This window comes from Nucisporomicrobium flavum, assembly GCF_016464385.1.
Lineage (GTDB): Bacteria > Actinomycetota > Actinomycetes > Mycobacteriales > Micromonosporaceae > Actinoplanes > Actinoplanes flavus_A.
The window spans coordinates 21,608-48,440 of record NZ_JADMLH010000032.1 but is presented as its reverse complement, the minus strand read 5'-3'; the positions used below and the strand labels follow the sequence as shown (position 1 = coordinate 48,440).

Annotated in this window: 29 protein-coding genes; 9 read left to right on the top strand and 20 right to left on the bottom strand. The window is 72.6% G+C overall.

Annotation, left to right across the window (positions count from 1 at the left end; genetic code table 11):
- Positions 1-70: 70 nt before the first annotated feature.
- The 6 genes from IT780_RS40235 to IT780_RS40210 all read right to left on the bottom strand — a co-directional run bounded on the left by IT780_RS40235 (position 71) and on the right by IT780_RS40210 (position 7,049).
- Positions 71-811: a pseudouridine synthase gene (locus IT780_RS40235; protein WP_199517146.1), complete on the bottom strand. Its 741-nt coding sequence runs from the start codon at positions 809-811 to the stop codon at positions 71-73.
- A complete protein-coding gene (scpB, locus tag IT780_RS40230) occupies positions 798-2,273 on the bottom strand; it encodes an SMC-Scp complex subunit ScpB (RefSeq protein WP_199517145.1) in 1,476 nt (491 codons plus the stop codon). Before scpB ends, IT780_RS40235 begins: the two co-directional genes overlap by 14 nt.
- On the bottom strand, positions 2,270-3,343 hold the full coding sequence (locus IT780_RS40225) for a segregation and condensation protein A (protein ID WP_372443921.1): 1,074 nt from the start codon (positions 3,341-3,343) through the stop codon (positions 2,270-2,272). The genes scpB and IT780_RS40225 overlap by 4 nt, the downstream gene beginning before the upstream one ends.
- Positions 3,344-3,464: 121 nt before the next feature.
- Positions 3,465-5,495: a serine/threonine-protein kinase gene (locus IT780_RS40220; protein ID WP_307831648.1), complete on the bottom strand. Its 2,031-nt coding sequence runs from the start codon at positions 5,493-5,495 to the stop codon at positions 3,465-3,467.
- A gap of 25 nt (positions 5,496-5,520) precedes the next feature.
- Positions 5,521-6,702, bottom strand: a complete 1,182-nt coding sequence (locus IT780_RS40215; RefSeq protein WP_233414320.1) for an MFS transporter — start codon at positions 6,700-6,702, stop codon at positions 5,521-5,523.
- Positions 6,703-6,902: 200 nt separating this feature from the next.
- A complete protein-coding gene (locus tag IT780_RS40210; RefSeq protein ID WP_199517143.1) occupies positions 6,903-7,049 on the bottom strand; it encodes a hypothetical protein in 147 nt (48 codons plus the stop codon).
- Between the two features lie 12 nt (positions 7,050-7,061).
- Between IT780_RS40210 and IT780_RS40205 the strand changes: the two genes are divergently transcribed.
- Positions 7,062-7,874, top strand: a complete 813-nt coding sequence (locus tag IT780_RS40205) for an HD domain-containing protein (RefSeq protein ID WP_199517142.1) — start codon at positions 7,062-7,064, stop codon at positions 7,872-7,874.
- Between the two features lies 1 nt (position 7,875).
- Here the strand turns inward: IT780_RS40205 and IT780_RS40200 are convergent, their stop codons facing one another.
- Positions 7,876-9,651, bottom strand: a complete 1,776-nt coding sequence (locus IT780_RS40200; RefSeq protein ID WP_199517155.1) for a glycosyltransferase 87 family protein — start codon at positions 9,649-9,651, stop codon at positions 7,876-7,878.
- A 170-nt stretch (positions 9,652-9,821) separates the two neighbouring features.
- Between IT780_RS40200 and IT780_RS40195 the strand changes: the two genes are divergently transcribed.
- Positions 9,822-10,076, top strand: a complete 255-nt coding sequence (locus IT780_RS40195; RefSeq protein WP_233414318.1) for a sigma factor-like helix-turn-helix DNA-binding protein — start codon at positions 9,822-9,824, stop codon at positions 10,074-10,076.
- Between the two features lie 83 nt (positions 10,077-10,159).
- On the top strand, positions 10,160-10,717 hold the full coding sequence (locus IT780_RS40190) for a hypothetical protein (protein ID WP_199517141.1): 558 nt from the start codon (positions 10,160-10,162) through the stop codon (positions 10,715-10,717).
- Here IT780_RS40190 and IT780_RS40185 read toward each other — a convergent pair.
- Complete coding sequence (locus IT780_RS40185; protein ID WP_199517140.1) at positions 10,712-12,211, bottom strand: hypothetical protein; 1,500 nt, start codon at positions 12,209-12,211, stop codon at positions 10,712-10,714. The genes IT780_RS40190 and IT780_RS40185 overlap by 6 nt on opposite strands.
- On the bottom strand, positions 12,205-12,603 hold the full coding sequence (locus IT780_RS40180) for a PadR family transcriptional regulator (protein WP_233414317.1): 399 nt from the start codon (positions 12,601-12,603) through the stop codon (positions 12,205-12,207). The genes IT780_RS40185 and IT780_RS40180 overlap by 7 nt, the downstream gene beginning before the upstream one ends.
- A gap of 119 nt (positions 12,604-12,722) precedes the next feature.
- On the opposite strand from IT780_RS40180, the gene IT780_RS40175 reads away from it, so the two are divergent.
- Both IT780_RS40175 and IT780_RS40170 read left to right on the top strand, forming a co-directional pair.
- Positions 12,723-13,124: a YciI family protein gene (locus IT780_RS40175; RefSeq protein ID WP_199517139.1), complete on the top strand. Its 402-nt coding sequence runs from the start codon at positions 12,723-12,725 to the stop codon at positions 13,122-13,124.
- Positions 13,124-14,362 carry an RNA polymerase sigma factor gene (locus IT780_RS40170; RefSeq protein WP_199517138.1) on the top strand — a complete coding sequence of 413 codons (1,239 nt, stop codon included), beginning with the start codon at positions 13,124-13,126 and terminating at the stop codon, positions 14,360-14,362. Before IT780_RS40175 ends, IT780_RS40170 begins: the two co-directional genes overlap by 1 nt.
- Positions 14,363-14,370: 8 nt before the next feature.
- Here IT780_RS40170 and IT780_RS40165 read toward each other — a convergent pair whose 3' ends face one another.
- Positions 14,371-15,210, bottom strand: coding sequence for an MBL fold metallo-hydrolase (locus IT780_RS40165; protein WP_199517137.1), 840 nt, complete (start codon positions 15,208-15,210; stop codon positions 14,371-14,373).
- A gap of 111 nt (positions 15,211-15,321) precedes the next feature.
- Here IT780_RS40165 and IT780_RS40160 point away from each other — a divergent pair, with 111 nt between their 5' ends.
- The 3 genes from IT780_RS40160 to IT780_RS40150 all read left to right on the top strand — a co-directional run bounded on the left by IT780_RS40160 (position 15,322) and on the right by IT780_RS40150 (position 17,204).
- Complete coding sequence (locus IT780_RS40160; RefSeq protein ID WP_199517136.1) at positions 15,322-15,780, top strand: winged helix-turn-helix transcriptional regulator; 459 nt, start codon at positions 15,322-15,324, stop codon at positions 15,778-15,780.
- Positions 15,781-16,019: 239 nt separating this feature from the next.
- Positions 16,020-16,634 (top strand): lytic polysaccharide monooxygenase auxiliary activity family 9 protein, encoded by a 615-nt coding sequence (locus IT780_RS40155; RefSeq protein WP_307831643.1) that lies wholly within the window; start codon positions 16,020-16,022, stop codon positions 16,632-16,634.
- 66 nt (positions 16,635-16,700) lie between these two features.
- A complete protein-coding gene (locus IT780_RS40150) occupies positions 16,701-17,204 on the top strand; it encodes a DUF6985 domain-containing protein (protein WP_199517134.1) in 504 nt (167 codons plus the stop codon).
- On the opposite strand, the gene IT780_RS40145 is transcribed toward IT780_RS40150, so the two are convergent.
- The gene (locus IT780_RS40145) at positions 17,183-17,794 is read right to left on the bottom strand and encodes a TetR/AcrR family transcriptional regulator (RefSeq protein WP_233414316.1); all 612 of its coding nucleotides are present in this window, start codon (positions 17,792-17,794) and stop codon (positions 17,183-17,185) included. The genes IT780_RS40150 and IT780_RS40145 overlap by 22 nt on opposite strands.
- Positions 17,795-17,813: 19 nt before the next feature.
- On the opposite strand from IT780_RS40145, the gene IT780_RS40140 reads away from it, so the two are divergent.
- A complete protein-coding gene (locus tag IT780_RS40140; protein WP_199517133.1) occupies positions 17,814-18,602 on the top strand; it encodes a class I SAM-dependent methyltransferase in 789 nt (262 codons plus the stop codon).
- On the opposite strand, the gene IT780_RS40135 is transcribed toward IT780_RS40140, so the two are convergent.
- The 9 genes from IT780_RS40135 to pyrG all read right to left on the bottom strand — a co-directional run bounded on the left by IT780_RS40135 (position 18,593) and on the right by pyrG (position 26,781).
- Positions 18,593-19,270, bottom strand: a complete 678-nt coding sequence (locus IT780_RS40135) for a zinc metalloprotease (RefSeq protein WP_199517132.1) — start codon at positions 19,268-19,270, stop codon at positions 18,593-18,595. The genes IT780_RS40140 and IT780_RS40135 overlap by 10 nt on opposite strands.
- A gap of 2 nt (positions 19,271-19,272) precedes the next feature.
- On the bottom strand, positions 19,273-20,205 hold the full coding sequence (locus tag IT780_RS40130) for a ParA family protein (RefSeq protein WP_199517131.1): 933 nt from the start codon (positions 20,203-20,205) through the stop codon (positions 19,273-19,275).
- A gap of 125 nt (positions 20,206-20,330) precedes the next feature.
- Positions 20,331-21,260, bottom strand: coding sequence for a site-specific tyrosine recombinase XerD (locus tag IT780_RS40125; protein WP_199517130.1), 930 nt, complete (start codon positions 21,258-21,260; stop codon positions 20,331-20,333).
- Between the two features lie 34 nt (positions 21,261-21,294).
- Positions 21,295-22,410 carry an alanine dehydrogenase gene (ald, locus tag IT780_RS40120; RefSeq protein ID WP_199517129.1) on the bottom strand — a complete coding sequence of 372 codons (1,116 nt, stop codon included), beginning with the start codon at positions 22,408-22,410 and terminating at the stop codon, positions 21,295-21,297.
- A gap of 148 nt (positions 22,411-22,558) precedes the next feature.
- The gene (locus IT780_RS40115) at positions 22,559-23,440 is read right to left on the bottom strand and encodes a TIGR03560 family F420-dependent LLM class oxidoreductase (RefSeq protein WP_199517128.1); all 882 of its coding nucleotides are present in this window, start codon (positions 23,438-23,440) and stop codon (positions 22,559-22,561) included.
- A 146-nt stretch (positions 23,441-23,586) separates the two neighbouring features.
- Complete coding sequence (locus tag IT780_RS40110; RefSeq protein WP_199517127.1) at positions 23,587-24,048, bottom strand: DUF427 domain-containing protein; 462 nt, start codon at positions 24,046-24,048, stop codon at positions 23,587-23,589.
- 19 nt (positions 24,049-24,067) lie between these two features.
- Entirely contained in the window at positions 24,068-24,379 is a 312-nt protein-coding gene (locus IT780_RS40105) for a hypothetical protein (protein ID WP_199517126.1), read from the bottom strand.
- Between the two features lie 81 nt (positions 24,380-24,460).
- Entirely contained in the window at positions 24,461-25,060 is a 600-nt protein-coding gene (locus IT780_RS40100; protein WP_199517125.1) for an NUDIX domain-containing protein, read from the bottom strand.
- Positions 25,057-26,781 (bottom strand): CTP synthase, encoded by a 1,725-nt coding sequence (gene pyrG / locus IT780_RS40095; protein WP_199517124.1) that lies wholly within the window; start codon positions 26,779-26,781, stop codon positions 25,057-25,059. Before pyrG ends, IT780_RS40100 begins: the two co-directional genes overlap by 4 nt.
- Between the last annotated feature and the right edge of the window lie 52 nt (positions 26,782-26,833).

Genomic DNA, 26,833 nt, shown 5'->3' with positions numbered 1-26,833 from the left:
GGGCAGCCTGCCAGGGCCGGGCACGCGACGGGGGCCCCGCGCGACACGACGGTAGGCCGAGGTCCCGGGACTAGTCGCCGACCGCCTTGAACAGCGCCGCGATCTCCGCGTTGGACAGGTGCCGGAAGCCGCCGGGCCGCATGTCCCCCAGCCGGATCGGGCCGACCGCCGTGCGGATCAGCCGGGACACCGGGTGGCCCACCTCGTCCATCATCCGCCGGACGATGTGCTTGCGGCCCTCGTGCAGGGTGATCTCGACCTGGGCAGTCTTGCCGATCGCGTCGACCAGCTTGAACGCGTCGACCTTCGCCGGGCCGTCCTCCAGCTCGACGCCGGCCAGCAGGCGCCTGCCCACGGTACGGGGCAGCGGGCCGGCGACCTCGGCGAGGTACGTCTTGGAGACGCCGTACGAGGGGTGCATCAGCTTGTGGGCCAGCGCGCCGTCGTTGGTGAGCAGCAGCAGGCCCTCGCTGTCGGCGTCGAGCCGGCCGACGTGGAAGATGCGCTGCTCGAACGTGCCGAGGAAGTCGGCGAGCTCGTTGCGGCCCTTCTCGTCGTCCATGCTGGAGACGACGCCACGCGGCTTGTTCATCGCCAGGTACACCAGCTTGGTGTCGGTCACCACCCGCTGCCCGTCGACGTGGATCTCCGCGGTGGCCGGGTCGACCTTGTCGCCGAGCTTGGCCACGCGGCCGTTGACGGTGACGCGCCGGCGGAAGATCAGATCTTCGCAGGCGCGCCGGGATCCGACCCCGGCGGTTGCGAGAACCTTCTGCAGCCGCACGGAGTTGTCCGGATCAACCTGAGGCATCGAGCACTTCTTCCACGTCGTCGGGCAGGAACGGGGCCAGCGGGGGCAGCTGGTCCACCGAGTTGAGGCCGAGCTTCTCGAGGAACAGCGCCGTGGTCCGGTACAGGAATGCCCCGGTCTCACCCTCGGTGCCGCATTCCTCGATGAGGCCGCGCGTGACAAGGGTACGCATGACCCCATCACAGTTCACACCGCGGATGGCCGAGATCCGCGACCGCGTCACCGGCTGCTTGTACGCGACCACCGCGAGCGTCTCCAGCGCGGCCTGCGTGAGCCGCACCGACTGCCCGTCGAGCACGAACCGCTCGACGTACGGCGCGTACTCCGGCCGGGTGTACAACCGCCACCCCCCGGCGGCCCGCCGCAGATCGAACCCGTGCCCGGCCGCGGTGTACCGCGCGGAGATGTCCTCCAGCATCGCGGCGACCCGCTCGGTCGGCTGCTCCATGATCTGTGCCAGCTGCATCTCGGCGACAGGCTCGTCGACGACGAGCAGAATCGCTTCGAGCGCCGCGCGCAATTCCTGATCATCGAGGGGCTTGAGCTCTACTTCTTCAACTTCTTCGACGGTACGGGTCGAGGCGTCAGCAGAAGCAGCACCGGCTGACCGGCCGCGCCGCCCCTGCCCGGGCACCGAGGCACGGGAAGAGCCCCGCCCAGCCGGCTCCGCAGCGGCGTCCAGCTCGACCCCCCGGCCGTCCCCCCGCGCCGCGCCCCCGCGGGCCTGCGCGTCTGCGCCGGCCTGCGCGTCCCCGGCGGCCCGCGCGTCCCCGGCGGCCCGCGCGTCTCCCGCCGGTTGGGCGTCCCCGGCGGCCCACGCGTCCCCGCCGGCCTGCGCTTCCTCCGCACGCTGCGCGTCCCCGCCGGCCTGCGCGTCCCCGACCGGCTCCGGGTCGGGCTCGTCCTCGTCGTCGACCGGCTCCGCGGCGGCGCCGGGCACCTCCTCGGCGAACAGCAGGTCCCCCTCGGCGTCGTCGCTCAGGTCGTCGTCCGCGGCATGGTCGAACACATCACCGGCGTCGTCCCCGTCGGCCGGCAACGGCGCGTCGACCAGCGGCGCCGACCCGATCTCGTTCTCCGCGGCCTCCTCGATCGCCCCGGGAATCGGCACCTCCGGCCCGACGCCGAGATCGGTGGGAGCGAGCTCCTCCTCCCCCGGCACCTCCCGCGGCGCGTCGACGGTGGCAGGCCCGCCGGCCTCCCCCGGCACGGGCGGCAGCTCCGGCGGAACCTCACTGTCCGCGGCCGGCTCGCCCTCCGCGGCCGGCTCAGCCTCCGCGGCCGGCTCGACCTCGCTGACAGACTCGGCGTCGCCGGCAGCCTCGGCGTCCTCGGCCGGGTCGGCGTCGTCCGCCTGGTGGGCCGCGGCGTAGGCGGGGTCGGGCGGGCGCTGCGCCCGTTCCCAGGGCGGGACCCAGGAGGCCGCCTGTGCGGCCAGCGAATCGGGGCGTTCGTCGGTCATGCGTCCTTCTCCGAGTCCTGGTCCGATGAAGCTTCCGCCCGGTCGTCCTGCTCACCGTCGGCCGATCCCGCGGCGACGGCCACCGGCTCCGCGTCGACGTCCGGGTCCAGGGCGGCGGTGTCCGGTTCGGGCGGCGTGCCTTCGTAGTCGTCGATGTCTATGTCCGTGCCCGCGTCGTCGCCGCCGATCCAGCGGACGGTCAGCTCGTCGAGGGAGACCGGCTGCTCGAAGTCGACAAGGCCCTCGCGGTACAGCTCGAGCAGGGCCAGGAAGCGGGCCACCACCTCGAGGGTGTTCTCGCAGTCCGCGACCAGCAGCGTGAACGTCGCCGTGCCCGCCCGGCGCAGGCGTTCGCGCAGGAGGGTGGCGTGTTCGCGGACGCTGACGCGTACCTGGTGGATGTGGGCGATCGAGACCTGCGGCGGGCCGGGTTTCGGGGTGAACTGCTTGAGCGCGAGCTTGAAGAGCCGTTCGGCGCCGATGCCGAGGACGAGCTCGGGCAGCGCTTCGGCGTAGCGGGGCTCGAGCGACACCGCGCGTGGCCAGCGGCGGGCTCCGGTGCTCTCGAGCTCGGAGATGTGCGCCGCGGCTTCCTTGTACGCCTTGTACTGCAGGAGGCGGGCGAACAGCAGGTCGCGGGCCTCGAGCAGGGCCAGGTCCTCCTCGTCCTCGACCTCCGCGGCGGGCAGGAGGCGGGCCGCCTTGAGGTCGAGGAGGGTGGCCGCGACCAGGAGGAACTCGCTGGCCTCGCCGAGGTCCCAGTCGTCGCCCATGCCGCGGATGTACGCGATGAAGTCGTCGGTGACCTGGTGCAGCGCCACCTCGGTGACGTCGAGCTTGTGCTTGCCGATGAGCTGCAGCAGCAGGTCGAACGGCCCGGTGAAGTTCGTCAGCCGCACGGTGAACTTGCCGCTGTCCGCCTCGTCGGCCACGGGAGTGCCGTCCGCGGCATCGGAAAGGCCGACGGGCGCGGCGTCGACCGAACCGGCGAGCGCGGCATCGGGCGACCCGGCGGGGTCGCCGGGCGGGGGGATGACGGGCTCTTCAGGCACGTGCTGACCGTAGACCACCGGTCCGACAAGCTGTTCCCGGCTCACTGCTCGCACCCCCACACCGTCGGCCGCGGCGCCGGCCGGGCAGCTCTCGCCAAGGTCAACGTCACGGCGCCGAAGCGGTAACTCGCCGCCGGGCTCAGTCCGGCAGGTGGAGCTGGGCGAGGCTGACGGCCACCCCGTCGCGGGTCTGCAGCCGGACCAGCTCCTCCCCGTCGCCGAGCCACTCGTCGAAGTCGGCCGCGGACGCCCGGCAGGTGGCGGCTCCCGTGCTGTCCGCGCACCGGGCCGGGTCGTCGGGGTCGAGCAGGGCCAGGCCGCCGTCGTCCGCGCGGGGCAGGGTGATCGTGGCTTCGCTGCCGGCGATGTTCCAGGGGTACGTGCAGCGCTTGTCGTCGGCCGGGATGCCGAACGCCTGGCAGAAGCCGGGGTTCGTCATGAAGACGACCGGTTCCACGACGACGGCGGTGTTCCGGCCCGGCCGGAACGACATCAGCTTCACGATCGAGTCGGTGTCGCCGCGGCTCACGTCGGTGAAGCCCGGCGCGGTCGCCGGCGCGGGCGAGGCCGTGTCGCCGAGGGTACGGATCTCCAGATCCCGGGACGCCACCCCACCGTCCTGCCCGTGATTGTCCAGCCCCAGCTCGACCCAGCCGGTGATCAGGTCCCGGTCGTCCACCCGGGCCGCGACCACCGGTGTGTCGTCGAGCATCGCGGTCGCCACGTCGTCGCGGATCACGAGCTGGAACCGGTGGTCCTTGCCGTCGGCGAGGGCCGCGGTCCGGACCGTACCGATCGGGGTGCTGGTGTCGTCCCCTTCGTGCGAGAGCGTCACCTCGTCGCCGCACAGCGATGCCACGTAGCCCAGGCCCTCGCCGATGCGCCGGAATCCGAGGGAGGCGCAGCTGTCCGGCTTCAGCAGCGCGACGGTGACATCGATCGACTGGTCACCGGCGAACTTGTCCTCCGGCCCGTGGCAGACGTAGTACTGGGAGTCCTCGCTGCTCACGACGAGCCGGCCGCCGGTGAACGCGCAGGTGCCGACCTCGTCCTCGGACGCTCGCCACTGCCCGGCGCGGTCCAGCCGATCGATGATCACCGGGCCGTTGCCGATCGCGGGTGCCGCCGGGGGCGGGGCCGAGGCGGAGACCGTCGGCTTCGGGGCCGGGCTGCTGGTCACCGCCCACGCGCCGGCTCCGGCCAGAACCGCCGCCGCCACGGCGGCACCGGCGACCACCATCCGACGCCGGCCCCGGCGGGGCCGGCCGGGAACCCGCGGAGGCCGGGTCGCGCGGGCCGCCCGGGCGGCCTTCTGCAGTTCGGGCCGGCCGGCCAGCTCGGCGAGGCTGTGCGAGCCGGTGTCCAGCAGCAGCTCCAGCAGCTCCGCCGCGGTGGGCCGGTCCGCCGGGTCCTTCGCGAGCGTCAACGCCACGATGTCGCGCAGCGGGGACGGCAGTTCGCCGAGGTCGGGCGGCTGGGTGAGGATGCGCGCGGCGGTGGCGGCCGGGGAGTCGGCGCGGAACGGGGTACGGCCGGTCCCGGCGTACGTGACCACCACGCCCCAGGCGAAGACGTCCGCGGCGGGGCCGACGCCGGGCCGCTCGGTGTCGAACCGTTCCGGCGCCATGTACGCGACCGTCCCGACCATCTGGTCCGTACGCGTGTGGTTGCTCGTCGCGTCGAACGCCCGGGCGATGCCGAAGTCGATCACTTTCGGGGTGCCGAGCGAGAACAGCACGTTGCGCGGCTTGAGGTCGCGGTGGATGACCCCGGCGCCGTGGATCGCGGTCAGCGCCGTCGCCACCCCGATCGCCACGCTGTGCAGGTCGCCGCCGGTGAGCGGGCCGCGCTGGGCGACCACCTCGGCGAGGCTGGGCCCGTCCACGTACTCGACGACCAGGTACGGCGTGGCGTGTTCCGGGTCGGCGTCGAGCACGGGGGCGGTGCAGAACGACGGCACCGCGCGGGCCCGGTTCACTTCGCTGCGGAACCGGGCCCGGAACTCGGGCTCGTCGGCGAGCTCCGGCCGGATCGCCTTGACCGCGACGAGCCGCCGGTCGGGGCCCTGTCCCAGGTAGACGGCGCCCATGCCGCCCTGACCGAGCCGGCCCAGCAGCCGGTAACCACCCAGTGTCTGGGGGTCACCGGGGCGCAGCGGTTCGGTCGGCACGGGTTCGCAGGTTACCGCCGCGACCTCACCGGATGCCAGCAGCGCGGGCCGTCGCGACTCGTTCCCGGGACACGAGGGCCATCGCGAGCACCGCCACCAGGCTGATCACGGGAGCCAGCAGGAACCCGTACCGGATCTGCATCCCCACCAGCGTGCCGGTCAGCGCCGCGCCCAGCGCGCTGCCCACCGTGAACGCGGTCATGATCCAGGCGAACGCCTCCACCGCCGTGCCGCTCGGCGCGAGCCGGTCGGCGGCGAGGAACACCGCGGTGAGCAGCGGCGGCAGCGCCAGCCCGCTGACCGCCACGAGCACCGCCATCACCCCGGCACTCGGCGTGAGCAGCAACGGGACGTACCCGATGACGAAGGCGACCGCGAGCAGCGGCAACCGGCGCGCGTCGCCGGGAGTCGCGCGGGTGTAGAGCAGGCCCCCGATCAGCGCCCCGCCGGCCTGCGCCGCGAGCAGCCATCCGGTGAGCGACCGGTCACCGGCCGCCTCCGCATACCCGGTGAGCGCGACGGGGAGGCTGCCCACCGCCGCGCCGACGCAGACGATGCCGCCGACCAGCAGGGCGAAATGCCGGACCCGCAACGGTCCGGCCCAGTGCCGGTGCGCCGGCATGCCGTGCCATTGGCGTACGGCGGGAGCGAGCGTGAAAGCCGCCACACCGGCCAGCTGGAGCGCCGCCGCGGCGAGGAGTCCCGCCGCAGGTCCGGCCAGCGCGACCGCCGCCAGCGTGATCAGCGGCCCCACCACGAAGATGATCTCCTGAACCGCGATGTCCAGGGTGTACGCGGCCGGCACCAGAGCCGGCGGCACCAGCGCGGGCCACAGCGCACGCAGGCACGCCTCGAGCGGCGGCGTGCCGAGGCCCGCGACGACAGCGCCGACGAGCGCGACGGGCAGCCGGTCACCGCCGTACGCGACGAGGACGAACCCGCACGCCGACAGCGCCGCGGACCCCCACAGCACGGGCGGCTGCCGCCAGCGGTCCACCGTACGCGCGAGCAGCGGCGCGCTGACCGCCATCCCGGCGGTGTAGACGGCGACGATGATCCCGGCGAGCGCGAGGCTGCGCTCCTGCCGGGCGTGGATGAGCAGCGCCAGCGGCGCGGACGCCAGCGGCAGGCGGCCGACCTGGCTGGCGGCGAGGACGAGCAGCACCTGCGGGGCACGGAGCACGGCTCGGATGCCGGATTCGGGCATGGGAAATCGCTCCCGGAGATCGGGGACAGGGACTCGGGCGTGAGGAGGGACGCCCGGTCAGGGAGCGAAGTCGCCGCGGTCGTGGTCGTCGCCGTACAGCGGCAGATCAGGGGTGACCCACTGCGCGTACGCGGCGGCGACGGCCTCGAGCGGGATCACGCTGCGACCGTAACCCGGATCGCGCCGCAGGCATAAGGGATTCAGCCGGTCTCGAGGCCGAGCGTGCCGAGCAGGGCGAAGAACTGACTCTCGACGAAGTCCCGCTCCCGCGCGAGCGCCGCCTCGACCTGCGCCACCGGCGACGGGCTCAGCCCGGCCTCCTCGGCCCACGCCACCGCGGCGGGCATTCACTCACGGCGATGGAGCTGCTGCCCTACCTAGACTGGGACATGGGATCGACGATGGGCGCAGTGGCGCGAATCCTCAGCGACAGTGACCGTAACGACGACATCCCGCTGGTCTTCTACGCGTTCAGCGTGGCCGATCGCGCGCACCGGGGCCAGCGCCGCCGCAGCGGGGATCCGTACATCACGCATCCGGTCGCGGTCGCCACTATCGTGGCGGGCAACGGTGGATCCACTCCGGCGATCTGTGCGGCCCTGCTGCACGACGTCATCGAGGACACCCCGGTGCGGCCGGCCGGTCTGCGGGCCGAGTTCGGTGCGGAGATCACCGGCACGGTCGAGGCGCTCACCGCCGGCGCGATCCGTACGCCTGATCCGATCGGCCGTGAGGTGATGCTGGTGGCGGTCGCCGACCGGCTGCACAACCTCCGGACGTTGCGGCCGTGCCCGCCGGCGAGCCGCCGCCGGGTCTCGCTGGACACCCTGGTGCTGCACGTGCCGATGGCCCGGCGGCTCGGTGTGCCGGCGGTGGCCGCGGAGCTGACCGAGCTGGCCTGCACGGCCCTCGAGGATCTGGACCGTGGCCCGGCTGCCCGGCGCCGCAGGCTGGTCGCGGGCGCGGTCCGCCGGGTGGATCCGGTACGGGCGGCCGAGGCGGTCGCGGCCGCCGGCGGGGCGGCCGTGCTCGGCGGAGGGATCGATCCGGAGCTGGCGCTGGCCACGGGTGGCGCCGGTCTGGTCGCGCTCGCCGCCGCGGTGCTGCTGGGCCGCGACCCGGAGGCGGCCCGGCGGCTGGCGCGGCTGCTGGAGGCGTGGCGGCGGCGGTAGGTCAGCCGACGCGCCAGACCCAGGCGTCGGCGTACTGCTCGCCGGGGCCGACGAGCTGGTTCACCATTTCCCGGACGTTGTCGTTGGCCGGACGGGCACGCAGCACCAGTACCGACCCGCGGAACCGCCGGATGTCGTCCTGCACCTGCGCCCGCACCTTCGGCGTGATCAGCGGGACCTTGTTCTCCTTGACGGTGCGGTTCACCAGCCTCGTCAGCATGCTGGAGGCCACGCCCGCGCGGCCGATGCCGTTCTCGTTCGGGCCGAGGAAGTAGCCTTCCGGCACCGGGAATTCGTGTTCGGCCCAGGCGCTCCAGCCGAGCGCGTCGCGCCCGGCGAACTTGTTGGGCGGGGGCAGGGGGATGAGCGAGCGGCCCTCCGGGACGTACGCCTTCCACGCCCCGGAGGTGATGAACAGCGGCGGCCGTTCGTCCACGATGGCCGGCAACGGCTTCGGGATCAACGGCACGAGGGCCGCGATGATCGCCAGCATGCCGGCGCCGGACGCCAGGCGGACCGGCAGGCTTTTCCGGGGTACGCGGCTGAGCGCGTCGAACGCCACCGCGATGATCAGGGCGAAGATGCCCACCACGCCGAACGTGAGGCGGCTGGGCACGAGCAGGCCGATGACCGGGAGGTCGTCCGGGATGTAGTGCCAGATCCCGGCGACATCGGTGTACGTGCCGGCCCAGCGGATCCGCGGCCCCATCGAGAAGACGGCCAGCACGATCGCGGTGATGGCGGCGACCCGTACGGTGACCGAGCGCCACACCAGCGCCAGGATCGCGATCACCACGACGGTGGTCAGCGGCCAGCCGAACCAGCTGTTCTGCTCCGGGCGCCCCATCGTCTTCTCGACGATCGGGTCGCCGACGATCGTGTCCCGCGCGAACGTCACGTACGTGACGAGGTCCTCGCCCCACGACTGGTACGTGGGCAGCGACGCGAACGACTGCGGCCCGTTGAACTGGAACCACAGCGGGTACGCGCACAGCGTGCCCGCCACGGCCGTGGTGACGGCGGCGGCGAGCAGGAAGTGTTTCGCCCGCCGCCAGGCCGCCCGCGGTCGCAGGGCCGCGTACACGATGATCGCCACACCGCAGCTCAGCGCGGTGACCGTCAGGTTCTCCTCGTTGATGAACACCTGGTAGGTGACCAGCAGCCCGAGGACGATCCCGTCGCGCAGCCACCGCCCGGTCACGCCGAGGCGCATCACCGCGATGATGATGAACGGCAGCACGAAGTTGCTGACGAAGTTGGGCTGCCCGTTGGCGTGGTGCACGACGCCGGGCGCGAACCCGGCGAACGCCCCGCCGAGGAACGCCGCGGTCCGGGAGCGCACGACCCACCGCTGCAGCACCCAGTACGTGGCGAAGGCCGTGCCGGCGAGCCCGAGGACCATCCACACCACGTACGCGACCTTCGGCCCGAACAGCATCGTCACCGGCGCCAGGGGCAGCGTCACGCCCAGCACGGACGTGTTCGCCATCATGTTCACGCCGGCGGGGTAGTTCTGGCGTACGGAGAAGAGCGGGTCGCTGAGGTGCCGCACGCTGTACGCCCCGTGCGACAGCAGCCACTCGAACCAGGTGTTGTCGTTGGCGAGGTGGCCGGAGACCCGGTCGTTGGGCGCGCCGACGAAGTGGGCCATGACGAGCAGCCCGAGCCCGAGGTAGACCAGCGCCGCCGCGAGGTGCCAGGGCCACCGCCGCGGGCTGCGGGCCGGCGGCTCCGGGGTGGACGCGGGCTCGGCGACCTCGGGCGCGGCGTCCGTCACCGCTGGTTGCACAGACACCTGTCGCCGCCCCTGTTCCACTCCCCCGCCAAGAACCCGTCCATCGTTTGGGGCCCCGGTCCGGGTGTCAAGGCGGGAGCCGTCGGTGACCGGGCAACTACGTCGCAGGTGCGCACTGGAGATGCCTCGCGGCGGTGACCAGAGTGCTGAGGATGCTGACCAGACACGACATCCCGTCCCCGGTCCGCGAGACCCCCCGGCCCCCGATGGAAGCCATGCTGCAGAGCCTCCCGGACCGGCACCGGGAAATCATCATCGCGACCTATTTCCAGGGCCGCACGACAGGGGACGCCGCGCGGGCGCTCGGCCTCGCGCCGGACACCGCGAAGGCACGGCTCTACCACGCGATGCGCGTCCTGTCCTGGATGGTCGACACGTACCGTCAGGACGTGCCGTACCGGAACTGACCGGCCGGCGCACGCCGTCCGCCCGGCATGATCGTTGATCTCGGTAGCAGTCCACCGGTCGATGCCGAGGAGCCCGATCACAGATGTTCTCGCGCCATGTTCTGACGCTCGCGGTCGCGGGTGCCACGCTCGCCACCGGAATCGGGTACGCCGTCCCGGCCGCGGCCTCGGTGCGCTACGACCCGGCGGCCAAGGCCGGTTTCGCCGACGCCGCGGACGTCCGTAAGGCGTTCGGGTGGAGCGAGGCGGCGCTGACGGCACACGCCGCCGGCCTGGACTTCGGCCACGAGTTCTGGACCGAGGACACGTACACGGTGTCCTGCGGAGCCGGCTCGTTCACGGTGCGCCACCAGCGGGAGTTCGGCCGGTTCGCGCTGGCCGACCGCGTGGTCCGCGAGGCTCGCCGTGGCGCGCCGGCCGGGTACGGCGCCCCCGCCCGCCTGGCCGGCTTCCGGATCACCGGCCCGTACGCGGGCATCTCGGGCACCTCCGTGCCGCCGGCGGTCGGCGGGCCCTGCCCCGAGCCTCGCGGCCAGAAGGTCACGCGGGCCACGCTGACCGCCACGACCGCCGGGTGGTCCCTCACGGTCAGCTCGGGCGCGGCGACCAGGGTCCTGCGGCGCGGCCCGGGCGGCCTATGAGCCGGCCGGGAGATGCTGGACGGCGACGATGCCCGGCATGCCGCTGACCTCGTGGGCCATGCCCCCGAACAGGCCCGGGCTGGCGAGATCGATCTCCCAGTAGTACGGCAGGGTCTCGGCGACGCCCGCTGCGACGCGGCCGTCGTCGCAGTACGCGTCCGTGAACCCGGGGGTGGTCGTCCAGCTGAACGTGTAGCCGCCGCCGAAGCCCCGCCGGAACGCCGCCTCGATGAGGTTGCGGTCCTCGGCCCTGGTGGCCGGGTCGATGAAGATCCGGGACCGGTAGCTCAGGCGGGCGCTCGGCGGGTCCACGACCCCGGAGGGCACGTCCGGCGTGCACAACTCAGCCGCCACGGGCCGGGTGTCCGACCGGTACAGCCCCAGCCCTGCCACGACCACAGCGGCGGTGACCAGCGAGGCGAGCAGGCCCGGCCGGTGCCGCAGCCGGCCCGCCGAGCCCGCCGCGCGGCGCACCGCCCGGGCCACCGGGGCCGGCGGTTTCACCACGAACACCACCGCGACCATCAGGGCGGCGAGCATCCCGGCGAGCAGGGCGGGGCCCGCGCCGAGGTAGACGAGGCCCTGCCAGTACGGCGAGGCGGTCTCGTCCGCGTCGCCGCCGCCCGGCAGGGCGAGCAGTGCCGCCGGGAGGATGCCGAGCAGGCAGCAGATCGTGCCGGTCACCCCCAGCGCGGCGCCCAGGTCGGACTGCACGCGACGGCTCATCCAACCGGTGAGCAGCCAGGACAGCGCCGCGGTGAGCAGGCCGGCGAGCCAGGCGACGCCGGTCAGCCACCACGGCTGCCGGTGCCAGATCGTGTACATGGCGTTGCCGTCACCGTCGTACCAGGGCGCGCCGGGGTAGAGGTAGTCGGCGAAGTGCAGCACCAGGGCGCCGCGTTCGGCGGTGAAGCCCTCGGCCCGGTCGGCCGGGTTGGCCCCGACCATGTCGGTCTCGTCCAGGGGCGGGTCGACGGCGGTGATCCGCCAGCCGGCCGCCTCGAGCCGGGCCCGGGCGGCCGCGGTGTAGGCGGGCACGTCGCGGGTGGCGGGGGTGGACTTGACCCAGTTGACGGCGTACCCGTATTCGACGCCCTCGCCGTCGCCCTGGGTGACGATCTTCTCGGCGTCGCCGCCGCCCCAGACGGTCAGGCCGGGGAAGACGGTCCCGTTGATCTCGGCCGCCTCGGCACCCACCGGCAGCGACCCGACCGCCTCGAGGCCGAGCCGGCTCGCCGCGCAGGAGCCGACGAAGCCCGCGGCCGCGGCGACGAGCAGCGCCAGCACGACGATGCCGCGGCTGCGCGGCCGGCCGAGCCGGGCCCGGCTGCCGTGCCGGACCAGGTTGACGGCCTCGGACACCGTCGGCCGCCGCCGGCCCGGCGGCGCGCACTCGAGCAGCGTGTCGAGCAACTCCTCGCGCCGCGGTCCGGGCGGGTAGAACCGGATCAGCCGGCGGTACGCGCGGACCAGCCGCGGGTCGGCGCTCACCACGCCGGGCGCCCGGCCGGCGGGAATGCTGCGCCGCGCGCGAAAGCGTCGCCCGGCTGGAAGGTGGCGGTGCCCGGCCGGAACCGCTTGAGCTGCGCGGCCGCGGCATCGGCGCTGGCCCGCAGACGCTCGGTCTCGGCGCTCAGGGCGGTCGCGCCGGAGCGGGTGAGCCGGTAGTAGCGCCGGGTCCGGCCCTCGACGAGCTCCTCCCGGTCGACCTCGATCAGCCCCTCGTCGGCGAGCCGGTCGAGGGCGGCGTAGAGGGTGCCCGCCTGCAGCGTGACCCGCCCGCCGGACAGCGCGGCAGCCTCGCGGATGACGCCGTACCCGTGCCGGGGCTCGGGCGCCAGCGCGGTGAGGATCCAGAACGTGGGTTCACGCATCGAAGCGGCCATGCCGGCCAATGTATAGATCATCTGACTATGCGGCAAGGGGGCCGTGTCGATCCGCGCTCCGCCCGTTCGACGTTAGGGTGCGAGAGCCGAGACGCGGCCCGCCGGACGAGGAGAACGCGATGGCGAAGTACCTGCTGATCATGCGGGGCACGGACGAGTCGAACGCCGCCATGATGGCCGACATCGACAAGGCGATGGCCGACACCCGCATGTACATCGAGGAGATGGTGAAGGCCGGTGTCCTGCTCGCCGCGGAAGGGCTGGACGACCCGAGCCGGGGTGCCGTGGTCGATTTCAGCGGCGAGACCCCGGTGGTCACCGACGGCCCGTACGGCGAGACCAAGGAACTCTTCGGGGGCTTCTTCCTGCTCGACGTCGCCTCGCAGCAGGAGGCGGTCGAGTGGGCCCGGCGCATGCCGGCGGCCCGCGGGTCCAAGATCGAGGTACGCCGGGTGCCCGGGGACGACGAGGTCCCGGAGCAGGACGGCACGTTCGCGCCCGGCACCGCCGAAGGCGTCTGATGGACACGGCCGGCGTCGAGGCCGTCTGGCGGATCGAGTCGGCGCGGATCGTCGCCGCGCTGACCCGGTTCACCGGCGACTTCGGGCTGGCCGAGGACGCGGCCCAGGAGGCGGTGGCCGAGGCGCTGGTGTCGTGGCCGCGGTCCGCCCCGGCGAACCCGGCCGGCTGGCTGACGGCCACGGCCCGGCGGCGGGCGATCGACGCGATCCGCCGCCGGGCCGCGCTCGAGGACCGGTACGCGCTGCTGGCGGCGGACCTGGCAACCGGCGCGGCGACCGGCCGCGCCCTCGACGAGGACGTGGATCCCGACCGCATCGACGACGACGTCCTGGCCCTGATGTTCATCAGCTGTCATCCGGTGCTCTCCCGCGAGGGCCGGGTGGCGCTGACCCTGCGCGTGGTCGGCGGCCTGTCCAGCGAGGAGATCGCCCGCGCCTTCCTGGTGAGCGTGCCGACCGTGCAGGCCCGCATCACCCGGGCCAAGAAGACGATCGCGGCGGCCGGGGTGCCGTTCGAGCTGCCGCCGCCCGCCGAGCGCCGGGAACGGCTGGGCGGCGTGCTCAGCGTCCTCTACGTGATCTTCACCGAGGGCTCGACGGCCACCTCGGGCGACCGGCTGCTGCGCCCCGGCGTCGCGTACGAGGCAATCAGGCTAGTCCGCACGCTGGCCGCGCTGCAGCCGGACGAACCCGAGGTGCACGGCCTGCTGGCGTTGTGCGAGCTGACGGCTGCGCGCTTCCCGGCCCGGACCGCTCCGGACGGCTCGCCCATCCTCCTCGAGGACCAGGACCGGCGGCTATGGGACATCTCGGCGATCCGCCGTGGACTGACCGCGCTCGCCAGGGCCTCGGCCCGCGGCCTCGGCCCGTACGGCCTGCAGGCCGCGATCGCCGCCGCCCACGCGTCGGCGCCCTCCGTGGAGGCGACCGACTGGGACCGCATCGTGGTGCTCTACGAGGCGCTCGGACGGGTCGCGCCGTCGCCGGTGGTCGAACTCAACCGGGCCGTCGCGGTGGCCATGGCGTCGGGCCCGGCGCCGGCCCTGGCCATCGTGGACGAGCTGGTCGCCACGGACCGGCTCGCGGGCTCCCACCTGGTCCCGACCGTACGCGGCGAGCTGCTGACCCGCCTCGGCCGGCGACCGGAGGCGCGCGCCGAGCTGGAGCTGGCCGCCCGGCTCTGCACGAACCACCAGGAACGCTCGGTACTCCTGCGCAAGGCGGCCGCCCTGGGCTGAGGTGGCGGTCAGGCGTACAACGCGGTCGCCCCGCCCCACAGGGCTCCCGCGTTGAGCCGGTGCGGGAAACGCCTGAGCATGGCGTTGAAGAAGTCGAGAGCCGTGTCGTTCTCCTTCAGCAGCTCGGCGGCGGCGTTCAGGTAGGACCGGGTCTCCTCGATGGTGCGCGCCGCGTCGTCGTCGAGATTCCTGTCCTTGTGACCGGCGACGACGAAGCGCGGGCGCAGGGACTCGACGGTGTCGATCGCCCGCAGCCAGCGGGCGATGCCGTCGCCCTGTGCCTCGCGCAGGAACTGGTGAACGCCGTTGTAGATGACGTCGCCCGCCACGACGAGATCGAGGGCCGGCACGTGGAGCACGCTCGTCTCGTCGGTGTCGCTGTGCCCGACCTCGACGATCCGCAGCGCGTGCCCCTCCAGCTCGAATCGGTTGCCCGCCGGCACGACGGCGGTCACGGGCGTGCCGGCGATCTGACCTGGGAAGAGCGTGTCCCAGAATTGCGGCCGGATCTGCACGTTGAGCCTCATCTGCTCGATGGTTCCCGCCGAGGCGACGACCCGGGCGCCGAAACGCTCGGCCAGCGCCGGCGCACCGAACCAGTGGTCGCCGTGCCCGTGCGTGACGACGATGTGCGTCAAGCGCTTGCCCTTCGCCTCCACCCAGTCGCCCACCACCTCGGTCTGCTCGCTCGTCAGTGGCGGATCGACGAGGACCGCGTCGCGCTCACCGGAGACGAGGGTGATCGAGAGCGGCGAGAAGATCCGCCTGTCGCCGTTCGGCACCAGGCCGGTGACGTTCTGGGGGATCTGCTCGGTGACAAGGACCTCATAGCGCAGAGGTGTGGACATTTCTTCTCCTCGGTTGCCGGGAAGGCTGCCCATCCGAAACTACACCGCTAACTTCATTATTTGAAGTCAGATGAGCTGCAGTCGTCATGTGAAGTCAGCTACGGTCGTGGCATGGACGCCATGTTGCTGCCCGCCAACAGGTCCTGCCCCATCGCACGGACACTCGGCGTGCTCGGCCAGAAGTGGAACCTCCTCCTGCTGCGCGAGGCGTTCCTGGGGCGCACCAAGTACGCCGAGTTCCTGCGCATCGGCGTTCCGACCGCGACGCTCGGCGCCCGGCTGCAGGATCTCGTGGACGCCGGACTGCTGACGCGGCACGCCTATCAGGAGAAGGGCGAGCGCGCCCGGGACGAGTATCTGCTGACCCAGGCCGGCCGCGATGCCATGCCGATCCTGGCGGCCCTGATCGGGTGGGGCGAGACCCACCTCCCGCCCGTGACCGCGTACGCCATGACGACCGGCGACGGCCGCCCCGTGCGTCTGGCGTTCGTCGACGACACCGGCACCGTGGTGGACGCTGACGCCGTGGCCATCGCCAAGAAGCCGGAAGGCGCCGCGACGCCGGGCTGACACCCGCCGATGGCCCACCGCGCCGATCGCGCGACGAGCCGGCCGCGAGGGCTGACGGCCGGACAACTCGGCACAGTTACGCAGAGATAGATCAATGTTGATATTTCAGGGCCTAACTGCTTCACTGTCTGGGAGCGCTCCCATGATCTGTACCGAGAAACGGAGGTCGTCCTGTGCTTTCCCCCAAGCTCGATCGATCCGCCGCCCGATCCCGATCCGCCGCGCGCCAGCCCCTGCGCGTGTTCGTTCTCCTGCTCGCCCTTGTCGCAGGCATGCTGCCCTTCACCGGCGCGGCCCAGGCCCACGGCACCATCGTCGGCCCGGCCACCCGGGCGTACCAGTGCTGGCAGACGTGGGGCAGCCACCACACCGATCCGGCCATGCAGCAGCAGGATCCCATGTGCTACCAGGCGTTCCAGGCGAACCCGGACACCATGTGGAACTGGATGAGCGCCCTGCGGGACGGTCTCGGCGGCCAGTTCCAGGCCAAGACCCCTGACGGGCAGCTGTGCAGCAACGGCCTCTCGAGGAACGACAGCCTGAACCAGCCGGGCGCGTGGAAGACCACCACGATCGGCCGCAACTTCTCGCTGCACCTGTACGACCAGGCCACCCACGGCGCCGACTACTTCAAGGTCTACGTGAGCAAGAACGGGTACAACCCCGCCACCCAGAAGCTCGGGTGGGGCAACCTCGACTTCATCACGCAGACCGGACGGTACGCGCCGGCCAAGGACATCACGTTCAACGTGTCGACGTCCGGCTACACCGGCAACCACATCGTGTTCGTCATCTGGCAGGCGTCGCACCAGGACCAGACGTACATGTGGTGCAGCGACGTGACGTTCGCCTGATCGCACCCGCCGCACAGCTCCGGCCCGGGACGTCCGCGTCCCGGGCCGGAACTTTATGGTGATCCCATGGAGATCCCCGGCCTGGGCCCGGTCACCCGGGACGACGACGCCTACCTCAGCGAGCCGCTCCCCGTCCCGGTGCTCGGCGCGGGTCCGTGCCGGTTCGTCGTCGAGGGGTACGACGATGACGAGGCGCCGGAGGACTTCCACGCGGCGATCCGCACCTTCCTCGCCGCCGGCCCCGACACACTCCGGGCCGCGGCGCCGCACATCTTCGCCTACTACCGCGACGTCATGAGCCAGTTCTCCCCGGGCGACGAGGAGTACGTCGAGATCGCCGGCCCCGACGACGTGCTCGATCACGTACGGCCGGGCGCGGAGCCGGTGGTCAGCCGCGACCGGTACGGCGACGGGCGCGTCCACGTGTCCGTCGAGTGCGAGTGCGCCTGGGAACCCGAGCACGGCCTGCAGATCGTGTTCCGCGAGGGCCGTACGGTGAGCAAGGTCGGCCCGTACGACGGGCACCTGAGCACCGGGTCGGCGGAGGTCTACCGCTCCTTCAACGCCTGAGCCAGCACCGTCGTCACCACGGTGCGCACCGCGGCCGCATCCGGCGCCCCGCCCGCGAACCTCAGGTGGGCCGCCCCGATCAGCATCGCCGCGAGCGTGTCCGCGTCCGCCTCCCCCGGGATCCGGCCCAGGTCCTGCTCCGCGGCCAGGTACTCGCCGATCATGACCGCCGCGTCCGTCAGCACCGGGATACCCGCCGGCCAGGCATGCCGCAGGCGGGCCCGCAGCTCGTCGCGGAACGCCACGAGCGGCACGATGGCGAGCGCCACCGAGCCGAACACGGCCGTGAGCGCGTCGGTGAGGTTGCCGGCGACCGTGCCGGTCCCCGCCGAGTCGCGCAGCCCCGCGGCGTCCATCCGGTCGAGGCGGTCCAGCACGAAGTCGGCGAGGAACGCGTCGAAGTCGGCGAAGTGCCGGTGCAGCACGCCCTTCGCGACGCCCGCCTCGGCGGTGACCGTACGGCTGGTCAGCGCGCTCGGCCCGGCGCGCAGCAGCACCCGCTCGGCCGCGTCGAACAACTGCTGGCGTACGTCTCTGATCGCGACCCCGGTGGGCACCCAGAACTCCAGATGGTTGACGAGTGGGCGCATGCCCACTAGGAATGGGCACATGCCCACTTTACCGTCGGAACCCCACCGCGAACACCAGGTCTCCCGCTCGTTCGGCGTGGACCCCGACCGCTACGACCGGGCCCGCCCGCGCTACCCGGCCGCCGTCCTGGACCGCATCGTGGCCGCCGCCCCGGGCAAACACCTGCTCGACGTCGGCTGCGGCACCGGCATCGAGGCCCGCCAGCTGCGCGACGCCGGCTGCACGGTGCTCGGCGTCGAGCCGGACGAACGGATGGCCGCGTTCGCCCGGCGTACCGGGATCGAGGTCGAGGTGGCGCCCTTCGAGGACTGGGACGCCGCCGGGCGGACCTTCGACGCGGTCGTCGCCGGGACGGCCTGGCACTGGATCGACCCGGTCGCGGGCGCGGTCAAGGCCGCACAGGTGCTGCGTCCGGGCGGCCTGCTCGCCCCCGTCTGGCACATCTTCGAGCCGCCGGCCGACGTGGCCCGGGCCGCCGCCGAGGCGTACCTGCGGGTCGTGCCCGACTCGCCGCTGCGGCCCGGGGTCGCTCAGCCGGGAGTGCCGGGCTACCAGCCGCTGCTCACCCGGGCCGCCGACGGCATGCGGGCGGCGGGCGCGTTCGAGGAGCCCGAGCAGTGGCACGTCGAGTGGGACCACGCCTACAGCCGGGACGAATGGCTGGAGCAGATGCTCACGACGGGAGGCATGACTTCCCTGCAGCCGGAGCAACGCGACGAGGTCCTCGCCGGCGTCGAGGCGGCTGTCGGCGACACCGTGACCGTCCACATCAGCACCGTGGCCGTGACCGCGAGGCGTCAGACCTGACCCCAGATCCGCAGGAACAGCACCCCGAGGACGTCCAGGATGGTCAGCAGCAGCGGATAGCCCAGCGGGAAGAAGCAGAAGATCAGCAGGATCAGCACGCCGAGGTTCTTGTCCTCGAACCACAGCCGCATCCACTGCATGCCCGGCCCGGGCCGCTTCTGCGCCGACCAGAGCGCCCCGAACCCGTCGAGCGGCGGGATCGGGATCAGCGCGAGCAGGCCGAACGCGAGCAGGCCCGTGGCGAGCGACAGCAGCACCTGGTCGAGCACCGGCAGGCCGAGGCCGGCGTGCAGGATCTCCCCCGGCCGTAGGTACGTGAGCAGGTTCAGGTCGGTGCTGAGGGCGTACGCCGCGAAGCCGAGCTGGGCCACGACGATGCAGGTCAGCGGGCCGGCCAGGAAGACCGCCGCCGCGCGTCCCCGGCCGCGGAAGCGCGGCACCTCGTCGACCGTGATGACCTTGCCCCAGCCGGTGCCGCCAACGGCGGCCGCCACCGCGCCGAACGGGTCGATGTCCTCGCGCAGGCGCGGGCTGACGGTCTCCCGGCGGTCGGCCAGGCCAAGCGTACGGGCGGTCAGCCGGATCGCGACCGCGCGCAGCACGAGCGCGAGCAGGAAGGCGACGACGAGCGCGGCGAACGCGACCGGCTCGCCGAGGGCGAAGAGCACTCCTAGCCTCGCTCCACCTTCGCGGCGATGACCTCGCGGGCGAGCTGGCGGTAGTTGCGGGCGCCGGAGGAGGCCGGGTCCAGCGTGGTGATCGGCGCGCCGGCCACCGTGGACTCGGGGAACTTCACCGTCTTGGTGATGACCGTCTGGTACACCTTGTCGCCGAACGCCTCCACGACGCGCTGCAGCACCTGGCGGCAGTGCGTGGTGCGGGAGTCGTACATGGTCGCGAGGATGCCCTCGAGCTCGAGGTCGAAGTTGAGCCGCTCGCGGACCTTGTCGATGGTGTCGAGCAGCAGGGCCACGCCGCGCAGGCTGAAGAACTCGCACTCCAGCGGGATGAGCACGCCGTGGGCGATGGTCAGCGCGTTGATCGCCAGCAGGCCCAGCGAGGGCTGGCAGTCGATCAGGATGAAGTCGTACTCCTTGCGCACGGTGCGCAGCACCCGGGCCAGCGCCATCTCCCGGGCGACCTCGTTGACCAGCTGGATCTCCGCGGCCGACAGGTCGATGTTGGCCGGCAGCAGGTGCAGACCGGCCACATCGGTCTTGATGATGACGTCCTCAGCGGTGACGTCGTCCTGCATGAGCAGGTTGTAGACGCTCAGGTCGAGGTTGTGCGGGTTCACGCCCAGCCCGACCGAGCAGGCACCCTGCGGGTCGAAGTCGACGAGCAGGACCTTGCGGCCGTACTCGGCGAGCGCCGCACCCAGGTTGATCGTCGTCGTGGTCTTGCCGACGCCGCCCTTCTGGTTGGCGAGCGCGATGATCCGCGCCGGGCCGTGCCGGTCCGTCGGCATCGGCTCGGGGATCGGCCGGCGCATCGTGTACGCCGTCGGATCCGCCGGGCCCAGGTCCGCGCCCAGGTCGAGGGAATTCTGCTGATCCCTCAGGGCCGAGGTCCAGGCCTCCGCGCGCTGCTCGTGTCCCGCCATGTCCCGCTAGCCCCCTCTCGACCCGCAGCCGGAGCCGATGCCCGACTGTACGCCACGAGGACAGCCCATCCCGGGTCACCCGTTCGGCGTGTCGTGATGGCGTGTCGTGGACTCGTGCGCATCGACTAACGAGCACGCGGGTGTGCGGTGGCGTACACCTCACGCAGCCGGTCCACTGTCACCAGCGTGTAGACCTGCGTGGTCGTCACCGAGGCGTGCCCGAGCAGCTCCTGCACCACGCGGACGTCGGCGCCGCCGTCGAGCAGGTGGGTCGCGTACGAGTGCCGCAGTGTGTGCGGGGACACGGCGTGCGCCCCGTCCACCGGCAGCCCCGCGGCGGCCGCGGCGCGGCGCAGGACCGTCCAGGCGCTCTGCCGCGACAGCGCTCCCCCGCGCGCGTTGAGGAACACCGCCGGGGTGCCCTTGCCCGCCGCGACAAGCACCGGCCGGGCCCGGACCAGGTACGCGTCCAGCGCGGCGCGGGCGTACGACCCCAGCGGCACGAGCCGGGTCCGGCCGCCCTTCCCGCGCAGGGTCACCACCGCGGCGTCGAGGTCGTCGACGGCCAGCCCGACCGCCTCGGAGATGCGCGCGCCGGTGCCGTACAGAAATTCCAGCAGTGCCCGGTCGCGCAGCGCGAGCGGCTCGTCGCCGGTGACCGCGGCCAGCAGCCGCGACACCTGGTCGACGTCGAGGGCTTTCGGCAGGCGCTTCGGAGGGGCGGGCGGCTTCACGTCGCGGCTGACGTCGTTGCCGGTGATGCCCTCGCGCGCGGCAAAGCGGTGCAGGCCGCGGACGGCGCTGACCGCCCGGGCCGCGGAGGCCGCCGACAGCGCCTGGTGCTCCGGCGTGCCTTCCCGCAGCTCGGCCAGGTGGCGGGTCAGGTCGGCGGGGGTGACCGCGGCCAGCTCGGTGACGCCGGCCGCGGTCAGCGACTCCAGATAACGGTCCAGGTCCCGGCGGTACGACGCCAGGGTGTTGCGGGACAGGCCGCGCTCGACCGTGAGGTGGTCGAGATAGGTCTGCACGGCCCGCCGCAACTCCGGTGACGTCACCGGTTTTCGCTTCGGTTTTCCGCCGCGGTCAGGCTCAGCTCAGCACCTCGTCGACGGTGAGCGCCTGCATGCCGTGGGCCTCGGCGACCGGCCCGTACGTGACGTGCCCGGCGTGCGTGTTGAGGCCCAGGGCCAGCGCCGGGTCGGCCTTGAGCGCGTCGCGCCAGCCGCGGTTGGCCAGCTCCAGCGCGTACGGCAGGGTCACGTTGGTCAGCGCGTACGTGCTGGTGTGCGGCACCGCGCCCGGCATGTTCGCCACGCAGTAGAACATCGACTCGTGGACCTGGTAGACCGGGTCGGCGTGCGTGGTGGGCCGCGAGTCCTCGAAGCAGCCGCCCTGGTCGATCGCGATGTCGACGAGCACGCTGCCCGGCTTCATCCGCGACACGAGCTCGTTGGAGATCAGGTTCGGGGCCTTCGCGCCGGGCACCAGCACCGCGCCGATCACCAGGTCGGCGTCGATGACGGCCTTCTCGATCTCGTACGCGTTCGACGCGATCGTCTGCAGGTGACCGCGGTAGTCGGCGTCGGCCGCGCGCAGCCGGGCGATGTTCTTGTCGAGCACGAGCACCTCGGCCTGCATGCCCAGCGCGATCGCCGCCGCGTTCATGCCGGACACGCCCGCGCCGATGACCACGACCTTGGCCGCGTACACGCCGGGGACGCCGCCCATGAGCACGCCGCGCCCGCCGCCGGAGCGCATCAGGTGGTACGAGCCCACCTGCGGGGCGAGCCGCCCGGCGACCTCGGACATCGGGGCGAGCAGCGGCAGCGAGCGGTCGGGCAGCTCGACGGTCTCGTACGCGATGCCGGTGACCTTGCGGTCGATCAGCGCGTCCGTGCACTCCTTCGAGGCGGCCAGGTGCAGGTACGTGAACAGCACCTGCCCCTCGCGCATGCGGCCGTACTCCTCGGCGATGGGTTCCTTGACCTTGAGCACGAGGTCAGCGGTGGCCCACACGTCGTCGGGCCCGTCGAGGATGGTGGCGCCGGCGGAGGCGTAGTCCGCGTCGCTGATCGAGGAGCCGGCACCCGCCCCGGCCTGCACGTACACCTGGTGGCCCGCGCGGGTGAACTCGAAGACACCCGCGGGGGTGATCGCCACCCGGAACTCGTTGTTCTTGACTTCGCTCGGAATGCCGACCTTCACGAGTCGACACCGTCCTTTCCGGGAGAGACGTCGATGGCTCATACCCGAGACGGGCTGCTTCGCAGATTACCGTCCCACCAAGTGGAAGATACTGCCGATCCGTTGCCCGAAGATCAAGAAGTCGGCACCGGCGGGTATCCGGGCCCGGTCAGACCGCCACGATTCCCCGGATGACGTCCATCGCGCGCAGCCGCTCGGCGCCGGTGCCGAGCAGCCGATCAGGCACGATGAGCTCGTCGAGGCCGATCGCCCGGTACGCCTCGATCTCCTCGGTCAGCTTCGCGACAGAGCCGCCGATGGCCGGCATCGGGAGGTCGCCGGGCAGGTCCCCGCCGACCTGGGTCAGCGCCTGGGCGGTGCGCGCGATGGCCTTCGGCTCGCGCCCCACCGCGGCGCAGTGCTCGTCGAGCACCGCGGACTTGTGCGCGATCAGATCCGGACGGCCCCACGTGTTCCACGCGTCGGCGTACTCGGCGACGATGCGCAGCATGCGCTTCTCCCCGCCCCCGCCGATGAGGATGGGCAGCGGGTCCTGCACCGGCTTGGGCTCGCAGATCGCGTCGGTGAGCCGGTAGTACTCGCCGTCGAAGGTCGTGCGGGGCTGCCGCAGCAGGCCGTGCAGCACCTGCAGCGCCTCGACGAACCGGTCCAGCAGCTGCCTCACCGGGGGCAGCTCGATGCCGTACTGCTCATGCTCGTTGACCTGCCACCCGGCGCCCATGCCCAGGGTGAACCGCCCGCCGGTGATGTGGTCGACAGTGGCGGCCATGTTGGCCACCACGGCCGGGTGCCGGTACGTGTTGCCGTAGACCAGCGTGCCGATGCGGACCCGGGGCACGCTCGCGCCCAGCGCGGCGACCAGCGAGCCGGCCTCCAGCGTCGGGGTGAACGGGTGCCGGCCCGGGGCCGCGTTGGGCATGAAGTGGTCGGCGACCCAGACGCCGTCCCATCCGGTGTCGGCGGCGTGGCGGGCCACCTCGAGCATGTCGGCGTAGGGCTGCCCCGCGCCGGGCCAGATCGACAGTCGCATACCCGCCACCCTGCCACCGCCGGCAGGCGTCGCCGCAGCCGGGCCCTGCGGGGTCACCAGCCGCGCGTGCCGGGGCCGGCGGGGTCACCAGCCGCGCGTGCCGGGGCCGGCGGGGTCACCAGCCGCGCGTGCCGGGGCCGGCGGGGTCACCAGCCGCGCGTGCCGGGGCCGCCCTTGAACGGGCCGGTGATGTCCGCGGTGATCCACCCGCCGTAGAAGTCGCCCTCCTGCGCGCGGACCACCTCGCCGTCGACGCGGCACTCGTCGACCCGGCCCGGATAGAAGGCGACGGCCTCGGTGAGCTGCGCGTACTCGGGGGTGGGCCGCTCGTACGACCAGGCGGCGGCCGGCACCTCGGCGTCCGCCACGACCAGGTCCCAGTAGGTCGCCGTGCCCTTGAACTCGCACCACGACTGGCCGGACGCGGGCCGCAGCACACCCTCCGCGACGTCCCCGCGGGGCACGTAGTAGACCGGCGGGTGCGAGGTCTCCAGCACCCGCAGGCATCGGCGGCTGTCCGCGACCACCTGCCCGGCGTGCGTCACGGTGATCCGGGCGGTGCTGCGCTCGACCCGGGGCGGACGCGGGTAGTCCCAGACGGATTCCACCGGTCCACCGTACGTCGGCTCACATGGTTTCCAGCGCCGCCGCGATCAGGGCCGCCGACGCCAGGGCGACCATCGCGTACGCCGCGACGCCGCTCCACGCCGCCGCCTTCACGCTCCCGAGCCTCCGCACCACCACGTACGCGAGCAGCGCGGCGACGAACGCGGCCAGCGCCAGATAGAGGATGAGGAACCAGCACAGGCCAACCGCGAGCCCCGCACCCGCCGAGACCGCCACGGCGGGCCCGGGGCGCAGGTCGCGGCGCACCACCAGGAACGTGAGCGCGGCGCTCAGGACGGTCAGGACGACGGCGATGACGATGATCAGATCCACGCCGGCATCGTGGCAGCCGGCGGGCCGGGCGGGCCGGTCCTGCACACAACCTTCACAGGACCCGCCCGTCCCGTCCCCGGGTCAGGCCAGCGGCGGGGTGACCACCGGGCGCAGCGTCGCCCAGCCGTCGTCGCGCGCCCGGGCGGCGGCGAGCAGGCCACCGACCGCCGCGGCGTTGGTGACCTCGCCGCGCAGCACCATCGCGACGGCCTCGTCGAGATCCACCCAGCAGATCTCGATGTCCGCCTCCTCGTCCTGCCGCTCGTGCCGCTCGTCCTCCGGCACGGCCGACAGCTCGCGGGCGAGGAAGATGCGGATCGTCTCCGCGCTGAAGCCCGGCGAGGTGTGCAGGTCGACGAGCAGGTCGAGGCGGGCGGCGTTCAGGTCGGCCTCCTCGGCCAGCTCCCGCCGGGCGGTCACCGCGAGGTCCTCGCCGCGCACGTCGCACAGCCCGGCGGGCAGCTCCCACAGGTGCCTGCCGACCGGGTGCCGGTACTGCTTGATGAGCACGACCCGGCCGACCTCGTCGACGGCGACCACGCCGACCGCGTTCGTGTTGACGACCACGTCCCGGTGGGCCGTACCGCCGCCCGACATGGTGATCTCATCGGTGTAGACCTTGAAGACCGGCCCGGAGTACTTCTCCTCCCGCGACCTCGTCTCGTGCCGGAACCTGGTCATGAGGCGGGCACCGCCGCGACGGTGGTGTCGGGGTCGGCGGAGGCCGCCACCTCGACCGGGAGCTCGTCGGCGGCCGCGTACGCGACGGCGGCCTTGACGAACGCGGCGAACAGCGGGTGCGCCCGGGTCGGACGGCTCTTCAGCTCCGGGTGGGCCTGGGTGGCCACGAAGAACGGGTGCGTCTCGCGGTCCAGCTCGATGAACTCCACGAGCCGCCCGTCCGGCGAGGTGCCGGAGAACGTGAGGCCGGCCTTGGCGAGCTTGTCGCGGTACGCGTTGTTCACCTCGTAGCGGTGCCGGTGCCGCTCGGAGATCTCGGTGCTGCCGTACGCCTCGGCCACCACCGAACCCTCGGTCAGCTTCGCCGGGTACGCCCCCAGCCGCATCGTGCCGCCCAGGTCGCCCTTGCCCGCGACGATGTCCTCCTGGTCGGCCATCGTGGAGATCACCGGGTACGGGGCCCGCTCGTCGAACTCCAGCGAGTTGGCGCCCTGCAGCCCGGCCAGGTTGCGGGCGGCGTCGATCGTCATGCACTGCAGCCCGAGGCACAGCCCGAGGATCGGGATGCCGTTCTCCCGCGCGTACCGGGAAGTGTTGATCTTGCCCTCGATGCCGCGGATGCCGAAGCCGCCGGGGATGACGATGCCGTCGACGCCCTTGAGCGCGGCGGCGGCGCCGGCCATGGTGTCGCAGTCGTCGCTGGGCACCCAGCGCAGCTGCACCTTCGCCGTGTTGGCGAAGCCGGCCGCACGGATCGCCTCGCTGACCGACAGGTACGCGTCCGGCAGGTCGACGTACTTGCCGACCAGCGCCACGGTGATCGTGCGGCGGGGGTGGTGCACCCGCTCGAGCAGGTCGTCCCAGCTGGACCAGTCGACGTCCCGGAACGACAGGCCCAGCCGGCGCACGACGTACGCGTCGAGGCCCTCGCGGTGCAGCACCTTGGGGATGTCGTAGATGCTCGGCGCGTCCGGGCAGGCCACGACGGCCTCGGCGTCGACGTCGCAGTACAGCGAGAGCTTGTGCTTGAGCTTGTCCGGGATCTCCCGGTCGCTGCGGCAGACCAGCGCGTCCGGCTGGATACCGATGTTGCGCAGCGTGGCCACCGAGTGCTGGGTCGGTTTGGTCTTCAGCTCGCCCGACGGCGCCAGGTACGGCACCAGCGACACGTGCAGGTAGAACACCCGGTCGCGGCCGATCTCGTGGCGCACCTGGCGGATCGCCTCGAGGAACGGCAGCGACTCCATGTCACCGACCGTGCCGCCGACCTCGGTGATGACGACGTCCGGCACCCGGCCGTAGTCGTCCGGAGCGGCCATCGCGAAGATGCGCTCCTTGATCTCGTTCGTGATGTGCGGGATGACCTGCACGGTGTCGCCGAGGTACTCGCCGCGGCGCTCCTTGGCGATGACGGCCGAGTAGATCTGCCCGGTGGTCACGTTGGCCTTGCCGGACAGCGCCCGGTCGAGGAAGCGCTCGTAGTGGCCGACGTCCAGGTCGGTCTCGGCGCCGTCGTCGGTGACGAACACCTCGCCGTGCTGGAACGGGTTCATCGTGCCCGGGTCGACGTTGAGGTAGGGGTCCAGCTTCTGCATGACGACCCGCAGGCCGCGCGCGGTCAGCAGGTTTCCGAGGCTGGAGGCGGTGAGGCCCTTGCCCAGCGAGGAGGCGACGCCCCCGGTGACGAAGATGTGCCGCGTCTCGCGCACTGTTGCTGCCAAGGCCTGCTCCCGTGGTCCGTCAGTTCGGTCTTGCAGACCGGCGCCGACCGCC